General features: G+C 61.4%; 16 protein-coding genes. 4 read left to right on the top strand and 12 right to left on the bottom strand.

All coding sequences use genetic code 11. The annotated features are described in order from the left end of the window. Positions 1-13 precede the first annotated feature (13 nt). Together RlegSU303_RS02770 and moaB are read left to right on the top strand one after the other, a co-directional pair. Entirely contained in the window at positions 14-925 is a 912-nt protein-coding gene (locus RlegSU303_RS02770) for a 4-(cytidine 5'-diphospho)-2-C-methyl-D-erythritol kinase (RefSeq protein WP_077976593.1), read from the top strand. Beyond that, positions 925-1,476: a molybdenum cofactor biosynthesis protein B gene (gene moaB / locus RlegSU303_RS02765; protein ID WP_231283422.1), complete on the top strand. Its 552-nt coding sequence runs from the start codon at positions 925-927 to the stop codon at positions 1,474-1,476. The genes RlegSU303_RS02770 and moaB overlap by 1 nt, the downstream gene beginning before the upstream one ends. A gap of 15 nt (positions 1,477-1,491) precedes the next feature. On the opposite strand, the gene RlegSU303_RS02760 is transcribed toward moaB, so the two are convergent. Both RlegSU303_RS02760 and RlegSU303_RS02755 read right to left on the bottom strand, forming a co-directional pair. Then, positions 1,492-1,827: a hypothetical protein gene (locus RlegSU303_RS02760; protein WP_170268254.1), complete on the bottom strand. Its 336-nt coding sequence runs from the start codon at positions 1,825-1,827 to the stop codon at positions 1,492-1,494. 181 nt (positions 1,828-2,008) lie between these two features. Next, complete coding sequence (locus tag RlegSU303_RS02755) at positions 2,009-2,527, bottom strand: glycosyltransferase family 2 protein (RefSeq protein ID WP_017959187.1); 519 nt, start codon at positions 2,525-2,527, stop codon at positions 2,009-2,011. 139 nt (positions 2,528-2,666) lie between these two features. Here RlegSU303_RS02755 and RlegSU303_RS02750 point away from each other — a divergent pair, with 139 nt between their 5' ends. Both RlegSU303_RS02750 and RlegSU303_RS02745 read left to right on the top strand, forming a co-directional pair. Then, the gene (locus tag RlegSU303_RS02750; protein ID WP_168271494.1) at positions 2,667-3,824 is read left to right on the top strand and encodes a PA0069 family radical SAM protein; all 1,158 of its coding nucleotides are present in this window, start codon (positions 2,667-2,669) and stop codon (positions 3,822-3,824) included. A 167-nt stretch (positions 3,825-3,991) separates the two neighbouring features. Continuing rightward, on the top strand, positions 3,992-4,681 hold the full coding sequence (locus RlegSU303_RS02745) for a ribonuclease HII (RefSeq protein ID WP_131720663.1): 690 nt from the start codon (positions 3,992-3,994) through the stop codon (positions 4,679-4,681). Between the two features lie 549 nt (positions 4,682-5,230). Here RlegSU303_RS02745 and RlegSU303_RS02740 read toward each other — a convergent pair. The 10 genes from RlegSU303_RS02740 to RlegSU303_RS02695 all read right to left on the bottom strand — a co-directional run bounded on the left by RlegSU303_RS02740 (position 5,231) and on the right by RlegSU303_RS02695 (position 15,528). After that, on the bottom strand, positions 5,231-5,722 hold the full coding sequence (locus tag RlegSU303_RS02740; protein ID WP_012756242.1) for a F0F1 ATP synthase subunit B: 492 nt from the start codon (positions 5,720-5,722) through the stop codon (positions 5,231-5,233). 3 nt (positions 5,723-5,725) lie between these two features. Further along, positions 5,726-6,349, bottom strand: a complete 624-nt coding sequence (locus RlegSU303_RS02735) for a F0F1 ATP synthase subunit B (protein ID WP_027666596.1) — start codon at positions 6,347-6,349, stop codon at positions 5,726-5,728. 77 nt (positions 6,350-6,426) lie between these two features. Next, entirely contained in the window at positions 6,427-6,654 is a 228-nt protein-coding gene (locus RlegSU303_RS02730) for a F0F1 ATP synthase subunit C (RefSeq protein ID WP_003545854.1), read from the bottom strand. A 67-nt stretch (positions 6,655-6,721) separates the two neighbouring features. After that, on the bottom strand, positions 6,722-7,474 hold the full coding sequence (locus tag RlegSU303_RS02725; protein WP_131624429.1) for a F0F1 ATP synthase subunit A: 753 nt from the start codon (positions 7,472-7,474) through the stop codon (positions 6,722-6,724). 62 nt (positions 7,475-7,536) lie between these two features. Then, on the bottom strand, positions 7,537-7,875 hold the full coding sequence (locus RlegSU303_RS02720; RefSeq protein ID WP_017959180.1) for an AtpZ/AtpI family protein: 339 nt from the start codon (positions 7,873-7,875) through the stop codon (positions 7,537-7,539). Positions 7,876-8,146: 271 nt separating this feature from the next. Next, positions 8,147-9,358 (bottom strand): cell wall hydrolase, encoded by a 1,212-nt coding sequence (locus tag RlegSU303_RS02715; RefSeq protein ID WP_222282394.1) that lies wholly within the window; start codon positions 9,356-9,358, stop codon positions 8,147-8,149. 368 nt (positions 9,359-9,726) lie between these two features. After that, a complete protein-coding gene (locus tag RlegSU303_RS02710) occupies positions 9,727-11,625 on the bottom strand; it encodes a potassium transporter Kup (protein WP_131624335.1) in 1,899 nt (632 codons plus the stop codon). Positions 11,626-11,643: 18 nt separating this feature from the next. Then, positions 11,644-12,621, bottom strand: coding sequence for a magnesium transporter CorA family protein (locus RlegSU303_RS02705; protein WP_315856230.1), 978 nt, complete (start codon positions 12,619-12,621; stop codon positions 11,644-11,646). Positions 12,622-13,073: 452 nt separating this feature from the next. Then, positions 13,074-14,252 carry an Mrp/NBP35 family ATP-binding protein gene (locus tag RlegSU303_RS02700; protein WP_131630389.1) on the bottom strand — a complete coding sequence of 393 codons (1,179 nt, stop codon included), beginning with the start codon at positions 14,250-14,252 and terminating at the stop codon, positions 13,074-13,076. A gap of 541 nt (positions 14,253-14,793) precedes the next feature. After that, a complete protein-coding gene (locus tag RlegSU303_RS02695) occupies positions 14,794-15,528 on the bottom strand; it encodes a helix-turn-helix transcriptional regulator (protein ID WP_130654733.1) in 735 nt (244 codons plus the stop codon). Between the last annotated feature and the right edge of the window lie 140 nt (positions 15,529-15,668).

Raw genomic sequence — 15,668 nt, 5'->3', positions numbered from 1 at the left:
AAAGAAATAGAGCATGATGTCGTCCGAAAACCGCTCACACTTTTCGGCATCATGCACTAGCGTTTCCGAGGAGGCGCGCGCGAAAATCAACCTGGCCCTGCATGTGACGGGCCAGCGGCCGGACGGCTATCATCTGCTCGATATGCTGGTGACCTTCGCAGATCATGGCGACCGGCTGGACTTCATGCGGTCGCCGGCCGATGCATTCACCCTGTCGGGCCGTTTCGGCGAGATACTTGCCGGCGACAGCGGCACCAACCTGGTGCTGAAGGCCCGCGACCTCCTGCGCGAGGCGATCGGTCCCCTCGCCTTTCCCGTCCGCATTCATCTCGAAAAGAACTTGCCGGTTGCCTCCGGCATCGGCGGCGGCTCGGCCGATGCAGCCGCGACGCTGCGCGGGCTGATGCGGCTCTGGGGCACGACATTATCGGCGGAGACGCTTGCCGCGCTGGCGCTGAAGCTCGGCGCCGACGTGCCGATGTGCCTGGAGAGCCGGCCGCTGATTGCCCGCGGCATCGGCGAAAAGATCGAAGCTGTGCCTGATCTGCCGGCCTTTGCCATGGTGCTCGCCAATCCGCTGAAGGGCGTCTCGACGCCTGAGGTTTTCCGCCGGCTGGCGACAAAGAACAATCCGGCCCTGAGCCTGGCACCGAGCCCGCCTCAGACTGCCGACTGGCTCGCGGCAATTGCTGCTGCCCGCAACGACCTGGAGCCGCCGGCGCGCGAACTCGTGCCCGAGATTTCGGAGATCTCGGCGATGCTGCAAGCTCACGGCGCCCTTTTGACCCGCATGTCCGGTTCCGGCGCCACCTGTTTCGGCATCTTTGCGAGCATGACTGTTGCCGAAGATGCGGCGGCAGCTCTTCACGACGAGTGCCCTGGCTGGTATTTCCAGGCGACGGAAACGGGTTCGGGAGGCGCATGATGGCAGGTCTGGACGAAAAGCGGCCCTTCATCGCGGTCGGCATTGCGGTTCTCACGATCTCGGATACCCGCACGCCGGAGACGGACAAGTCAGGCGACACGCTGGCGGCGCGGATCACCGAGGCAGGTCACAGGCTGGTCGACCGGGGGATCGTGCCCGATGATCGCCAAAAGATTGCCGCACGGGTGAAGGCCTGGACTGAGAGAGAAGACATAGACGTCGTCATCACCACGGGCGGCACCGGCTTTACCGGTCGCGATGTGACGCCCGAAGCGCTGGAACCTTTGTTCGAAAAGCGGATGGACGGCTTTTCCGCCATCTTCCACCGGATCTCCTACGAGAAGATCGGCACGGCGACGATCCAGTCGCGCGCCACGGCAGGTGTTGCCAACGCCACCTTCATCTTCGTGCTGCCGGGTTCGCCCGGCGCCTGCCGGGATGCCTGGGACGGCATTTTGAAAGGACAGCTCGACTATCGCAGCGTGCCGTGCAATTTCGTCGAGATCATGCCGCGTCTGGACGAGCACCTGAAACGCGGCGTGACCAAATAGACCGATGTGCCTGCGCTATGTCGCAAGGCCTGGCAGGACGGGCATCGTGTCCCAGCTGTCACCCGACAGCAGGACGCAGCTTATGCCGTGAACATCCGTGACGATGAGTGTCCAGGTGCCGCTTTCGGCGGCATAGACCTCAAGAACGGCGTTCTGGTTGATCAGTCCGACTGCCGTGAGCTTTTCGGCGAAATTCTTGTCCAGGAAATTGACGATTTCGGGTCGGCCTGCGCAACTGCGCATCATCTGCGATGCTGCCGAATGCGGATGCGCGATCACCAATGTCGGCAATATGACGGCCATGAGGCCGCAGATCATACTGCGTACGCCGTAGATCCTACCGCGCGCCATGACGCACCTCCTTTCGCCGGGAACCCGGCAGAAGAGGAGATTGTCACTGACCTGTTCTGCCGTTCACCGGCATTCCATGGCCATTCCGTTGCGAAGCGAGGCGCTTCGACGGCGCCATGTTTAAATTATAGCGCGAAATCCTATTGGGCGCCATCTTTTGCTCATGGAGAGCGTTGCGGCCCTATCGCGCAGCGCGGGCGACCCAGGACGGAATCAGTTCGCTCGCGAGCTTGCGCGGCTTCTGCCCCTTGACGAATTCGGTCAGCCGCATGCCGCTTTTGGCAATGGCGAGCGCCTGCTTCTTCGGCAGGAGAAAGCCCAGTTCCAGGGGCGGCACGGCTCGGCCGACACGCTGGAAAAACGGGCGCCGGTAGCCGCGCGACGCGGTGAAGCGCGCCGGCAGCTTGTTCAGCGCGACATATTCGGCGATCTCATCGATCCAGCCGGCCTGGGGTCTGGCGCCCGGCTCGACGAAGAGCAGCCATTCGCCGCGCGCTGCGCGGACGATGTCCTTGATATCCCATTGCGAATGGAAGCGGCAGCCGGCGGCGTCGGCCACCCGCGAGGTGCCGTCGCGCGAGCCGTGATCGAGCACGACCACATCGCTCACCAGCCCCTCCACCGCGCCTGCCACCAGTACCGATAAAGTCTGTGCCAGCTCAGATTCCTGATCCTGACATTCGAGAACAACCGTCAACATTGACTATTTATAATGCGCCGCACAAATTTTTTCCAGCGCCGTTTTCCTCATTTTGTTCTTGCAATGTTCTCATTTTGCGGATAGGAATTTAATCAGCAAAACGGGCGGAGGCGATGGCTTTCCGCCGCGGGAGAATCCGATGAGAGAGCAGTCCCTGGCAGGGCAGGCCGCATTCGCGCCTGCCAATACGGCAGATATTGCCGATGCGATGATCGTGTCCTCCGGCCTGAGAGTCGAGGTCGACCGGCGGCGTGGACGTGGGGCGGGACTGAACCCGACGGGTCGGTTCGAGCCACTGCAGCGGGAGACCGTCGACGATGGCTGGCAGACCTGGGAAGAGCTGCCGCCATTCAAGACGGAAGTGCAGGTCGAGAAGCCGCGCACGGCCATCACCCGCAACGAATCGCCGGACCTTTCCTTCGACCGCTCGATCAATCCCTATCGCGGCTGCGAGCACGGATGCATCTATTGTTTCGCCCGGCCGACACACGCCTATATGGGGCTTTCCGCAGGGCTCGATTTCGAGACGAAGCTCTTTGCCAAGCCCGATGCGGCAAAACTGCTGGAGCGGGAGCTCGCCAAGCCGGGCTACAAGGTGCGGGTGATCGCAATCGGCACCAATACCGATCCCTATCAGCCGATCGAGAAGGAATGGCGCATCATGCGCGGCATTCTGGAGGTGTTGAACAAGGCGAACCATCCGGTATCGATCGTCACCAAGTCGGCGATGATCCTGCGTGATCTCGACATTCTGCAGGAGATGGCAGCTAAGAACCTGGTGCGCGTCGGCATCTCGGTGACCACGCTGGATCGCAAGCTTGCCCGGACGATGGAGCCGCGTGCCGCCACACCGCCGCGGCGGCTGGAGACGATCCGCACCCTTGCCGAAGCAGGCATCCAGACGGCAGTCATGGCCGCCCCGCTCATCCCGGCGCTGAACGACCACGAGCTGGAGCGCATCCTCGAATCGGCAAAGGCTGCGGGCGCTGCCGAGGCGAGTTATGTCATCCTCAGACTGCCGCTCGAGGTCAGCCCGCTGTTTCGAGACTGGCTGCTGCAGCATTATCCCGATCGCTACCGGCATGTGATGTCGCTGGTACGCTCGATGCGCGGCGGCAAGGATTACGATGCCGAATTCGGCAAGCGCATGAAGGGCGCCGGTCCCTATGCCTGGCAGATCGCCCGGCGCTTTGAAATGGCCGCCAGACGTTTCGAGCTGACGCGACGTAGTGTGCCGCTGCGCGATGACCTGTTCGTACCGCCTGATGGCAGCGGCGTGCAATTGTCGCTTCTTTGATTTTTAAGCTTGCGTTTCGGCATCTCGACAAAACCGCCCTGTTTTCGAGCACCGAGCGCAATTCCCGCGGATGGCCCTGACCGCCACCATCCGCCGGACCGGTCCCCGGCCGCCGCCCTGATCCGGGGACTTGCGGGAAATCGGGTTGGCGTGCGAGGTTCAGCCGCATGAAACCTCGCACGCCACCCGATTCTCCCCTGCTTTTCGACACGGCTCCACTCGTGCCGGATTTCCGACTGGAACTCAAAGCCCGCAAGGCCGGCCACTGGCCGGTCGCCGGTGCCGACGAGGCTGGCCGCGGCCCGCTGGCGGGACCCGTCGTGGCGGCCGCCGTCATTCTCGATCCGAAGCGCATCCCTGAGGGGCTGAACGATTCCAAGCAGCTTTCGGCGCAACGGCGCGAGGAACTGTTCGTGCAGATTCTGGCGACTGCGACCGTCTCCATCGCCTCCTCCAGTTCGACGCGCATCGACGAGACGGATATCCGCAAGGCAAGCCTCGACGCCATGCGCCGGGCCATCTGCAGCCTCGCCATTCCGGCTAGCTACGTGCTGACCGACGGGCTCGACGTGCCGCCCGGCCTCGATTGCCCTGGACAGGCGGTGGTCAAGGGCGATGCCCGCTCGGTCTCGATCGCCGCCGCCTCGATCGTCGCCAAGGTGACGCGCGACCGGATGATGGCGCGGGCACATAGCGTGTATCCGGATTACGGCTTTGCGGCGCATGTCGGCTATGGCACGGCGCAACACCGCGCCGGCATCGAGAGGCACGGCCCCTGTTCGCTGCACCGGATGAGCTTCAGGCCGCTGCGCAAGACCGAGGACGGTCCTGAGACGGACGAACTGCTTTCCGAGTAGGGTCGCCCCAAAGAAGACCGGGCAAATGAAAAGCCCGTGCATGCTCTGTGAAAGGGGCGCGCGAGGAACGGAGAGGTTGCGGCATGTCCTCTTCTCCCCTCGGGGGTCCGAAGGACGGGTCGAGACCAGTGTGCTCGACCCCGGTCGGTGCCGGCAGGCGGATGAGGGGGCCGCACGGCACATCCGTCCCATTATTCTATCTGCCGCGCCACAGCTACCTGAACCGAGTCGAGATGACGATAGCGCGGTCGAAGCTCGTATGCGCGTTGCTGGGAAAGACCGGCTTCGCCGGCCCCCTCATCCGCCCTACGGGCACCTTCTCCCCGCTGGGGAGAAGAGGGAATCGAGACGTTGCGGTATGTTCCTTCGCCCTGTTTGCGACGGTCCGAAGTACGGCGCGAGAAACGTACTCGACCCGGGCAAAGGTGGCAATGCCGGATCAACGGCACCACATTGTCCTCGGCACGAGGCCGGGTAAAGACCAAGCCTTGCCAACAAAGAAAAGGCCGGGACATGCCCGGCCTTCCCTCTCAATCTTTTCGAAGCCGCTCAGTTCAGCCGCGTCTTGACCTGGCCGACAGCATTGCCGAAGAGCTCGGACTGGATTTTGGTGTCGGCCCGCTTGGCAAGCACGGTTTCAGCGGCCGCGATTGCGAGATCGACGGCAGCGGAACGCACCGCCTTCATCGCCTCAACCTCGGCCTGCTTGATCTTCTGCTCGGACAGCGCCGTGCGGTTGGCGACGAATTCTTCGGTCTTCTTCTTCGCTTCAGCGGTCAGCATTTCGGCTTCGCGCTCGGCGGCGGCAACGATATGGGCCGCTTCGGCTTCTGCTTCCTTGCGCTTGCGCTGGTATTCGGCGAGCAGGTGTTGGGCCTCCTCGCGCAGACGCTTGGCTTCAGCCAACTCGTTGCGGATCTGGTCGGCGCGGTCGTCGAGCGACCGTGCCATCATGCCCGGAACCTTCAGGTAGACGACCAGCGCCAGGAAGAGGACGAGGCCGACAAAGGCGAAGAAAGTCGCGTCAAAGGCAAATTCCATCGATCAGGCCTCCTTCTTGGCAGCCGCGACGGCGGCGGCGACATCGGCCTTGGCGACGGTGCCGCCGATCAGCTGATCGACCACGGCAGCCGCCGTTTCCTCGGCAATGGTGCCGACGTCGGCGAAGGCCTTGGCCTTGATCTCGCCGATACGGAGCTCGGCAGCCTTGATCTTTTCCGAAAGGCTCGCCTCGACAGCGCGGCGTTCCTCTTCGGCCTTGGCCTTGGCGGCGTCGCGTGCGGCGGAGCCGATCGCGTTGGATTTGGCGCGGGCGGCGGCCAGTTCACCTTCATAGGTCTGGACGGCGGCGTCGGCTTCGCCCTTCAGGCGGCCTGCCTCTTCCAGATCCTGGGAAATGCGCGTGTGACGCTGATCGAGGATGGCCCCGATGCGCGGCGCGATGACCTTTTGCATGAGCAAATAGAAGACGCCGAACGTGATCACCAGCCAGAGCAGCTGGGACGCGTAGGTCGTCGAATCGAAAGGCGGGAAAGGGCCGCGGGCGTGTTCGCCTTCGGCAACACCAGTCTCGGTATGGACCTCGCCTGCGGCCGGAGCGGCATGCGCATCCGTACCCGTCGCTGCCGCCGGTGCTTCCTCAGCGTAAGCCGGGGTCACAAAAAACATGCTCACCTCCAGGTGGACTGCAAATGCAAAGGATCACGGCTTGCGGTCGCAGGCCGTGATCCATCTATTCGCCGATATCAGACGGCGAAGAGGAGGAGGAGAGCGACGAGCAGCGAGAAGATGCCCAGAGCTTCCGTAACGGCGAAGCCGAATACCAGACGGCCGAACTGGCTGTCAGCGGCAGACGGATTGCGCAGAGCGCCGGAGAGGTAGCTGCCGAAAATATTGCCGAGGCCGAGAGCCGTACCGGCCATACCAAAGCAAGCCAGGCCTGCACCGATGTACTTTGCTGCTTCCGCTTCCATGTTGAACTCCTTTGAAATGGTTGTTGCGGCGAATGACTGACGCCCTTTGACGTCGATGTCGTTATCCTTAGTGCCCGCCCGGATGGATTGCATCGTTGAGGTACATGCAAGTCAGCACCGCAAAGACGTAAGCCTGAAGGAAGGCGACGAGGAACTCGAGACCGGTCAGGGCGACGGTCATGATGAGGGGAAGAACGGCGCCGCCGATACCGAGAGCACCCATGGTTCCGAGCGAGGCGACGAAGCCTGCGAACACTTTGAGCGTGATGTGACCGGCGAGCATGTTGGCGAAAAGACGAACCGAGAGTGAAATCGGTCGCGACAGGAAGGAGATGATTTCAATCGTGACGACCAGCGGCAGCAGAACGCCCGGCACACCCGAGGGCACGAAGACATTCAGGAAGTGGAAGCCGTGCTTATAGAAACCGTAAACGAGAACCGTACCGATAACCAGGATCGCAAGCGCGAAGGTGACGATGATCTGGCTCGTCACCGTGAAGAAATACGGGAACATGCCAAGCAGGTTGGCCGTCAGGACGAACATGAAGAGCGAAAAGACCAGCGGGAAGAACTTCATTCCCTGCTTGCCGGCGCCTTCCTTCAGCATATTGGCGATGAATTCATAGGACATTTCCGCAACCGACTGCGAACGGCCCGGCACGATGGCGCGGTTCGAGGTCGAGAAATAGAGGAAGCCTGCGGCAGCGGCAGCTGAAACGGCCATGAAGAGCGATGCATTGGTAAACGAAAAATCAATTCCGCCGATTTCGATCGGCACAATCTTCTGGATCAGGAACTGATGAGTCGGATCGTTAGACACCGCTTGTTCTCTCTCTTTGGCCCGCAGGACGCGGGGTCATTGCACTGGACCGGAACCGGTCCCTATTTCTTGTCGTCCTTGTCGTCCAGGGGATGGGCCACCACCCCCGCAGAACGCAGCACGTTCAGAACGCCGGCACAAAATCCGAGAAGCAGAAGAACAATCAAACCCCAAGGCGCCGTGCCAACAAAACGGTCGAGGACATAGCCAAGGAGAGCACCGACGACGATTGCGGAAATGAACTCGCTGGAAAGCTTCATCGCCTGGGCATAACCTTTGCGGCTTACCTCGGCGCGGGCTTCCCTAGCCTCGTCCTGTCCCGTCTCGACGCGCTTGGTCGCGAGTTTCGCTTCCAATTGCGCACGGCGCTTCTCAAGACTTTCCTCGCGGTCATCCGCCATGGATCTCTCCTCGCCTGCCCGTCGCCCGCACTCCCGCTACCCCGGTCATTCGGACCCCGGACGCGAAGGTTGAGACCCTTCCGGCCCGTTCTGAAGTCGCGCGCAACATAGTTTTAGGGATTAGCATAGTCAAGGCGTAGACAGCTTCTGTCCAGCGAGAAAATAATTACATCAAATCAAAGGGATAAATCGACTCCGGGTCGATCGCGCAAATTCGACGGAAAGAATCCGCTTTTCCGGGCCGGAAATCGGCTTGCCCAAGCGATTTATCTCAGCTCCAGCCGCCACCATGGGTGCGATAGAAGACGTGAAGACCGATGCGACCGACCTTTTCCATGGTCTTTGCCCATTTCGGTCTGACATAGACGGCATGGTAATGCGTCGCCGAGCCCACCTGCGGCAGCCAGATCTTGCCTGATGTCACCGCCATCGCAACGTCGCGGGCGACTCGCCAGTGATATTCCGAGTTCACCCTGTCCTTGATGCTGTCGCAGGCGAAGGAAAACTGGCAGCGGTTGCGCCAATCCTCGTTCTGATAGACGACACCGCAGATGGTTTTCGGATAGGAAGGGTTGCGGACGCGGTTGAGAATGACCTGGGCGACGGCCGCCTGGCCCTTCACCGATTCTCCACGCGCCTCGAAATAGATGCCGGAGGCAAGGCACTGCTGTTCTTGGGCGGAAAAGACGCTCGGCGCCAGCACGCTTGCGGCCCAGGCATGATCGCGAGGGCCGATCTCCGGAACGAAGCGGCCGCTGTCCTGTTCGGTCAGGATGGAATCGAACGGCGATTGGCGGGCATAGTCGGGTGTGGCCGGGGCATAGGCGGTGGCCAGAACATCGGCCTTGTTGCTGGTGACGAGGCTTGCGAGCATTGCCGGCACGCCATTATCGGTCACAACCGGCTGCGTCTTATAGAAAGATGTGGCGATCTCGATTTCCTTGCCCTGGATCTTCGGCTTGACGAAAGCCGACCGGTCCTTGAGATCGAAGCTCGGGGTGAAGAGCATCTTGGTGCGCTCGAGGATGGAGCCGGCTGAAAAGTCCTTCGGCGGCTGCATCTTCTCGACGGCGACGACGCGGCCTTTCTTGCTGCCACGGTTGACGCGATCCTCGTCCGGCGTGTCCTCGTGGCCTTTGTTCTTGGCAGTGAAGGCGACCTTGCGGCCGTCAGGCAGAACCATGCCGGCACCGGCGGAGATCGAACCGGTCACCATCGGCTCGGCGAAGGCGAGTTCGGCCTGGTGGATGGAGCCGGCCGGCGAATTGGTCAGCACCATGCGCCAGTTCTCCCCCTCATGATCGAGGCCGGCGAGCATGGCGGCGAGATCGGCATGGGATGCGGCGCTCGGGAAAATCAGCCAGCCGGCGAGACCGAAGATTGCGGGCGACACCCAATTCTCGGGAATAAGACGCAGCTTGCTACGGGAAGGGCTCTTTCGACGCAACACGGACTCCGGGCATGGAACGCGGGAACATTCCATTAAAAATCCCGCATTAACCTTGATGTCCGGTTAACAGGCCGTGCCGAAATGTGACCGTGAGAAGTTTTGGATGTTCTAATATGAGGGATAATTTCGTGGGATGAGGTGTGTCGCAGCTTCGTAAAAGTCCCCTCTCCACCTTGCGAAAGTCCCCTCCCCACAAGGGAGCGGGACTAATGTGCGGCGCTCGCACGCAACAAACATCAGCCTTTCTGCGGATGAAACGATGAAGTGGGAAGCGCCGGAGCGGCGGATTAAGCCCCTCCCCCTTGTGGGGAGGGGTTTGGGGCGGGGTCTTTATCGCGAAGGCCGAAGTTCCCGAAACATCGCTGAGCTAGGGCCGAAGCAAGCGCCCCTCTTTCAACGCATCAAATAATAACGTGCGAGCCGAGTTCCACCACCCGGTTCGCCGGCAGGCGGAAGTAATCCGAGGGGTTGGCGGCGGCGTTGGCGAGCGCGATGTAAAGCCGGTCCTGCCAGTAGGGCATGCCAGATTTGGCGTCCGGCACCAACTTGCGGCGGCCGAGATAGAATGAGGTCGACATGATGTCGAACTTCAGTCCCGTCTTGCGCAATGTCGCCAAGGCCTGCGAGACGTTCTGCGATTCCATGAAGCCGAACAGCAGTTCGACGCGGGAGAAGCGCTCGGAAATCTGCTCGACCCTGTAGCGGTCGTGGCTCGGCACGCGCGGTTTGTTGATCGTGCGGATGGTCAGGATGACGTTGCGGTCATGAAGCACATGATTGTGCTTGAGATTGTGCAGCAAGGCGGCGGGAGCCGATTCCGGATCGCTGGTCAGGAAGATCGCCGTGCCCGGAACCTGCGCCGGCGAGTGTTCGCTCTTGCGCTCGATCGAGCTGACGAAGGAGGCGAGCGGAATATCGGTGTGGCGGGTCTTTTCCATCAGGATCGCGGTGCCGCGACGCCAGGTCCACATGACGATGGTAAAGGCCGTGGCGATCATGATCGGGATATAGCCGCCGTCGTGGATCTTCAAAAGGTTGGCGCCGAGGAAGATCATTTCAAGCACGACCAGCGGCGCGAGCGCGAGCACCGCAACCGGGAGCGACCAGTTCCAGCGGGCCCGGACGAATTCGAAGGCCATGATCGAGGTGACGACCATGGCGCCGGTGACCGAGATGCCGTAGGCGGTCGCCAGCGCGTCCGATGTCTTGAAACTCAAGACCAGGAAGATGACGCCGATGAACAGAACGGCGTTGACCGAAGGCACGAAGATCTGCCCGGTATTGGTTTCCGAGGTGAAGAGGATTTCCATGCGCGGCAGGAAGCCGAGGTTGATGCCCTGGCGCACCATCGAGAAGGCGCCGGTGATGACAGCCTGGCTGGCGATGATCGTTGCGGCGGTCGCCAGGATGACGACCGGCAGCAGCGCCCATTTCGGATACATCAGATAGAAGGGATCGGACATCGTCGCCGGATTGCCGAGAACCAGCGCGCCCTGCCCGAGATAGTTCAGCGTCAGCGCCGGGAAAACCAGCAGGAACCAGGCCCACTGGATCGGGCGGCGGCCGAAATGGCCGAGATCGGCATAGAGCGCCTCAGCACCCGTCACCGTCAGGAAGACGGCGCCGAGCACGACGATGCCGTAGAAGCCCTCATGCAGCAGGAAGGCGACGGCATAATAGGGATTGAAGGCAGCAAGGATGCCGTAATCGTCAGAGATATGGGAAATGCCGGCGGCGGCCATGACGAGGAACCAGACGGCGGTGATCGGGCCGAAGAACCTCGCGACGGCGCCGGTGCCGCGCGATTGCACGACGAAGAGCAGCGCCAGGATCACCACCGAGATCGGCACGATATATTCCGCGAGGCTGGGTGTGACGAGCTTCAGGCCTTCGACGGCCGACAGCACGGATAGAGCCGGCGTGATCATCGCATCGCCGAGGAAGAGGGCTGCACCCATCAGGCCGAGCAGCATCAGGACGGCAGTGTGGCCGTTGGCGGTCTTCATCAAAAGGGCAAGCAGCGACAGCGTGCCGCCCTCGCCGTCGTTGTCGGCGCGCAGCAGGAAGAGCACATATTTGATGGTGACGATGATCGTCAGCGCCCAGATCATCAGCGAGATCAGGCTGATGATCTCGAAACGGGTGACGCCGTCATGGGCCACCGGCTTCAGCGCCTCGCGAAAGGCATAGAGCGGGCTGGTGCCGATATCGCCGTAGACGACACCGACGGAACCCAGCCCGAGATAGAACAGCTTTTTCGGCGTCATATGGCGTTCGTTCGGATGGCTATCTTCGGACATGAAGTTTTAACAGGCTCCTCAGAGCCAGCCTTTCCAGCGGAAAAAGAAAAAAGGGATGACGGCGGATAACACCATCAGGGCCAGCGAATAGGGATAACCCGCGGCCCAGGTCAGCTCCGGCATAACCTGAAAGTTCATACCATAGACGGAAGCGACCAATGTCGGCGGCAAGAATACCACCGAGGCAATCGAGAAAATCTTGATGATCGAGTTCTGCTCGATGTTGATCAGCCCGAGCGAAGCATCGAGCAGGAAGGTGATGTTGGCGGCGACGAAGGAAGCATGCTCCGACAACGACTGGATATCGCGCGAAACGGTGCGGCAGAGCTCCTTCGCCTCATGGTCCTGCTGGATCGCCGGGATCGTGTGAAAGAACGTCAGCAGGCGGGCAAGCGAACCGAGACTGTCGCGCACCTTGCTGATCATCCGGTGATGGCCGGCAATATCGCGCAACTTCTCCTCGAGGTAGTTCGAGGGCTTACGCACTTTCCTTGCCCGGTCGCCGAAGACATGCGTCGACAAGATGTCGATGCGCGAGACGGAGATCTCGAGGATCTCGGCGGTGCGGTCGACGATCGTCTCCAAGAGCTTGGCGAGAAGGGCAGCGCCGCTGCGCCAGTTTTCCGGCAGCCGGTGAAGGGCGGCGATGAACAGTGCAAAGGATTTGGGATGGGCGTAGCGAATGGTGACCAGGCGGTTTCCAGCCAGGATGAAGGCGACATCGGTCAGCGTCGGCACGTCGGTGTCAGCCTTCCAGAGCAGCGAGGCGGTCATGAAGACGGCGTCGTTTTCGACATAGAGACGGGCGGAAGGCTCTATATCCTTGAGATCGTCGCGGGTCGGGACCTCGATGCCGAGAATCTTCTCGACATAGAGTTCCTCATCACGGGTCGGCTCGATCATGTCGATCCAGACGACATCCTCGGGAAAGGAGGCGGCATGCGACAGATCGTGGATCTCCACCGACCTGCAATTGGAACAGTAGGCGGTAATCACCGGTCGTCTCTCCGGCTGCATCCAACCTTAAAGGCCGGCATGCGCGTTGTGCTCAACCGCATCGCAGTTCCCAATCCTTCGATCGACAAGACAACTCCGAACTTGCAGGCGGGCCGGCCTCTTCGAAACGAAGACCGCCGTCACTGAGCATCTGCAGCAAAACGCCATCATGGCGCCGCGGCATATGAAGCAAAGCCGTGAAATAATCAAGGCATCTTCCGTGAAGCGCGGCTTTTCATCACGTTTCCCCCACAATTGGGGGTATCTACCGCAGTGATTCGGCTCGCTCAAGCACCTCGCATCGACACGATTTAACCGCTGCACTTCCGGCGGCATGCATTTGTTGTGATGTATGCCTTTATCCGGAACCGCTGCACACTTCCGGGCGGCATGCACTTTGTTTTATGCATGCCTTTATCCCGGAACCGCTGCACACTTCCGGGCGGCATGCATTATTCGAAGACGATTGTCGGCGCCGGGCGCTGGGACTGACCGGCGACCTGCTCCCAGACCTTGGCGGCGATGCCGCGATAGATGCCGGCGACGACGCCGTTCGGCTCGGAGGCGACGAGCGGCGTGCCGGCGTCGGAGGTTTCGCGAATGTTCATCGTCAGCGGCACTTCGCCGAGGAAGGGCACGCCGATGCGCTCGGCCTCCTTGCGGGCGCCGCCATGGCCGAAGATATCGTAGCGGGTGCCGGTGTCCGGGGCGATGAAATAGCTCATATTCTCGACGATGCCGAGCACCGGCACCTCGACCTTGCGGAACATGTTGAGGCCCTTGCGGGCATCGATCAGCGCGAGATCCTGCGGCGTCGAGACGATGACGGCGCCGGCAAGCGGCACCTGCTGGGCCATGGTCAATTGGGCGTCGCCGGTGCCGGGCGGCATGTCGACGACGAGGACGTCAAGTTCGCCCCAGGCGACTTCGCGCAGCATCTGCAGCAGCGCCGACTGGACCATCGGCCCGCGCCAGATCATCGCCGTCTCCTCGTCGACGAGGAAGCCCATCGACATGACCTTGAGGCCGTAATTCTCCATCGGATTGATGATGCGGCCGTCGATCTGCGTCGGGCGGCCCGATATCTTCAGCAGCCGCGGCATCGAGGGACCATAAATATCGGCATCGAGAATGCCGACCCGAAGACCGTTGGCGAGCAGGCCGAGTGCGAGATTGACGGCGGTGGTCGACTTGCCGACCCCACCCTTGCCCGAGGCGACGGCGATGATGGCGCCGATGCCGGGCACACCGATCTTGCCGGCGCGCGGCGGCTGTTGAGGAGCGTGAGCATGGCTCGCATGATCATGTTGGTGATCGTGGCCGGCATGACCGTGAGGCGGGTTCGGCGCAGGGCGGGCAGCCGGAGCGGCGGCGGCCGCCTTCTTGTCGGCGGTCAATGTGACGAGGGCACCCTTGACGCCCGGCATTTCCTTGATGACGCGCTCAGCGGCGAGCCGCATCGGCTCCAACTCCCTGGCGCGATCGGCCGGGACGGTGATGGAGAAATAAACCTTGCCGTCGGAGATGAAGACGTCGGAGACCATGCCGAGCTCGACGATATCGTGCTCGAGATCGGGCCCACGCACGGTCTTCAGCGTTTCGAGAACCTGTTCTTTGGTGACGTCGGCCATTCCACCCTCACTGCTTCTTCTTGCAGATCACAGATAGTGGAGACGGAAGCCTTCGCCAAACAAAATCATCGGGAGGGAAATCGATTGCCGGCGCTCAAAAAGGCGCCGGGGAGAATTGGCGATCCGTTGCGGCCATCAAGTCCGCCGGGCTTTCGCCCTGATGGCCGCAACGGTCTCCCCGAGAACCGGCGCAATCCGGGGCGAACTAGAGCAAGTCGAGCAAAAGGCCAGCGAAAAGTGAACGAGGAAGAGGAAATCGCAGGCAGCCGGGAAAGAAGCGGTGCCAAAACGCAACAACCGCCGCCGACACCGAAGAGCCGGGAGAAAGCGGCAACGGCGTCGGACAGCGGTGTGTCGGCCGCGCCATTTCCTGGCGCTGGCCTCAAAGTCCCCTCTGGACCTCTCGCATGAAGAGATGCAGAAAGCGTGCCAGATGGAAAATCAAGGAAAAGACTGCAAAAGCGCTTGCGACAGCCCCTCAACGGGAAAGACTTGCCTACGCGCTGGGCGGCTTCAAAAGCAGTCGGTTGTCTTTTGCAACTTATTTGATCAGGCCGATGCGCAGCGCCTTGGCGACCGCCTGGGTGCGGTTGACCGTATCGAGCTTCTTGGTGGCGCGGTTGAGGTAGTGATTGACCGTATGCTCGGACAGGGTCAGGATTTCAGCGATTTCGGCACTGGTCTTGCCGGCCGCCGTCCAGTTGAGGCAATCGATCTCGCGGTCGGTCAGCGTGTCCGTCATGCGCGTATCGAGGTTGCGGATCTCGGCAAGCCTGTCGAAGACATGGATGGCGATGTAGCAGAGCTCGCGCATCTCGGCAGGGCTGAAGGGTTCGCGGTCGCCGGCGAAAGAGACGGCGCCGCGCAGGCCGGAGGGCTCATGCGTCGGGAAATAGGCGCAGCGCATCATCTTGAAACGTTCGAACAGGGAGGCGACGAGAATGGACTTGCCGTCGTCCCGCGACCAGTTCTGCCGCGACATATCGTAGAAGAAGGGCCGCGCGGATGTTCTCAGCCGCCTGAGGACCGGACTGTTCACCATCAGACCCTCCTGGTCGTAGAGGGCCAGAAGCTCGGCCGGCCAGCTGGTGATGACAGTGCTGCCCTGAAGATCGAAGGAGGTGATCGGCGGCAGGTTGAGAACCATGAAGGCACGGCTGCGATACGCTTCCGTCACGCGTTTCATGAAACGGAAAATATCGAACTGGGTCTTCAGGCCCGCTATTTCCTGAACATAATCGTCTTCTTCCGTGGATGTTTGCGACAAGGGTGCCATCACATTTCTTCATCTTCGGCCGGCAAACCGTTTGCGAAACCTGCCCGCCGCGGCCGGCTCGATTGCATCGGGAAACGACGATCGCTGGTTGGAATCGGCTTCGGCGTTGAGCGTTCGGCCGGTGAATGGTTGTAGATTTC

The organism is Rhizobium sp. SU303 (assembly GCF_021052345.1).
Lineage (GTDB): Bacteria > Pseudomonadota > Alphaproteobacteria > Rhizobiales > Rhizobiaceae > Rhizobium > Rhizobium laguerreae.
This window is presented reverse-complemented; position numbering and strand designations above follow the sequence as displayed.

Excerpts from the sequence above, each read along its gene's own strand:
- RlegSU303_RS02700 (WP_131630389.1), bottom strand. The coding sequence starts at position 14,252 with ATGGCCGACGTCACCAAAGAACAGGTTCTCGAAACGCTGAAGACCGTG.
- RlegSU303_RS02750 (WP_168271494.1), top strand. The coding sequence starts at position 2,667 with ATGAGAGAGCAGTCCCTGGCAGGGCAGGCCGCATTCGCGCCTGCCAAT.
- RlegSU303_RS02735 (WP_027666596.1), bottom strand. The coding sequence starts at position 6,349 with ATGTTTTTTGTGACCCCGGCTTACGCTGAGGAAGCACCGGCGGCAGCG.
- moaB (WP_231283422.1), top strand. The coding sequence starts at position 925 with ATGGCAGGTCTGGACGAAAAGCGGCCCTTCATCGCGGTCGGCATTGCG.
- RlegSU303_RS02720 (WP_017959180.1), bottom strand. The coding sequence starts at position 7,875 with ATGGCGGATGACCGCGAGGAAAGTCTTGAGAAGCGCCGTGCGCAATTG.
- RlegSU303_RS02740 (WP_012756242.1), bottom strand. The coding sequence starts at position 5,722 with ATGGAATTTGCCTTTGACGCGACTTTCTTCGCCTTTGTCGGCCTCGTC.
- RlegSU303_RS02745 (WP_131720663.1), top strand. The coding sequence starts at position 3,992 with ATGAAACCTCGCACGCCACCCGATTCTCCCCTGCTTTTCGACACGGCT.
- RlegSU303_RS02755 (WP_017959187.1), bottom strand. The coding sequence starts at position 2,527 with ATGTTGACGGTTGTTCTCGAATGTCAGGATCAGGAATCTGAGCTGGCA.
- RlegSU303_RS02695 (WP_130654733.1), bottom strand. The coding sequence starts at position 15,528 with ATGGCACCCTTGTCGCAAACATCCACGGAAGAAGACGATTATGTTCAG.
- RlegSU303_RS02730 (WP_003545854.1), bottom strand. The coding sequence starts at position 6,654 with ATGGAAGCGGAAGCAGCAAAGTACATCGGTGCAGGCCTGGCTTGCTTT.
- RlegSU303_RS02710 (WP_131624335.1), bottom strand. The coding sequence starts at position 11,625 with ATGTCCGAAGATAGCCATCCGAACGAACGCCATATGACGCCGAAAAAG.
- RlegSU303_RS02760 (WP_170268254.1), bottom strand. The coding sequence starts at position 1,827 with ATGGCGCGCGGTAGGATCTACGGCGTACGCAGTATGATCTGCGGCCTC.
- RlegSU303_RS02770 (WP_077976593.1), top strand. The coding sequence starts at position 14 with ATGATGTCGTCCGAAAACCGCTCACACTTTTCGGCATCATGCACTAGC.
- RlegSU303_RS02715 (WP_222282394.1), bottom strand. The coding sequence starts at position 9,358 with ATGGAATGTTCCCGCGTTCCATGCCCGGAGTCCGTGTTGCGTCGAAAG.